This window comes from Bacillus sp. LR--39 (genome assembly GCF_053613335.1).
This window is the reverse complement of the sequence record NZ_JBSIOT010000814.1, coordinates 1-733: the sequence shown is the minus strand read 5'-3', so window position 1 is coordinate 733 and position 733 is coordinate 1. Positions and strand designations below refer to the sequence as shown.

The 733-nt window shown below is 46.9% G+C and carries 2 protein-coding genes; both read left to right on the top strand.

The window, feature by feature from the left end:
• On the top strand, window positions 1-476 hold a 476-nt coding region (locus ACWHAR_RS26715), incomplete at its 5' end, for a manganese efflux pump MntP (RefSeq protein WP_452088380.1).
• Between the two features lie 150 nt (window positions 477-626).
• On the top strand, window positions 627-733 hold a 107-nt coding region (locus ACWHAR_RS26710), incomplete at its 3' end, for an arsenate reductase/protein-tyrosine-phosphatase family protein (protein ID WP_452088381.1).

Sequence of the window (733 nt, the reverse complement as noted above, 5' to 3'; positions counted from 1 at the left end):
TTGGAATGGGAATGGCCAAGCTGAAAAGGAACCAGGTTTTTCAAATCGGCGTCATTATTGGATTGTTCCATGTCATCATGCCGCTTGGCGGAATGATTGCGGGACAGTTTCTTTCGGGTGCGCTTGGTGCGCTGGCGGGATATATTGGGGGAGCTCTTTTATTGGTGCTGGGCATTCAGATGATTGTCGCATCTTTTAATAAAAGCGGGGAGCAGATCATCTCTCCGCACGGCTTCGGCTTGTTCGTTTTTGCCGTCGGCGTCAGCCTTGACAGCTTTTCAGTCGGTCTCAGCCTCGGCCTCTACGGAACGAAACCGATATTAACGATCTTTCTGTTCGGTTTGTTCAGCATGGTGTTAACTTGGGCGGGCCTTCTGCTTGGAAAAAAGGTTCAAACGTGGCTCGGCGCCTACAGCGAAGCGCTCGGAGGAGCCATCTTGCTGAGCTTCGGTCTGAAGCTTTTGCTGCCCATTTAATTGAAAGATGGGAAAATCTTTTTTCTGTTTTGCATAACATAATGGAACTTAGAAAAAGAGGGGGAGATCCCCTCTTTTTTGATTTCTGGAGCGGATTTTATTATTTTCCGTCTGAATCCTTTATAATATGAAACAAAGGAGTGAACAAGATTGAACATATTATTTGTCTGTACTGGAAATACGTGCCGCAGCCCGATGGCCGAAGCGCTCTTTAAATCTGCGGCTGCCGAAAAAAATCTGGATGTCTCCGTCAAATC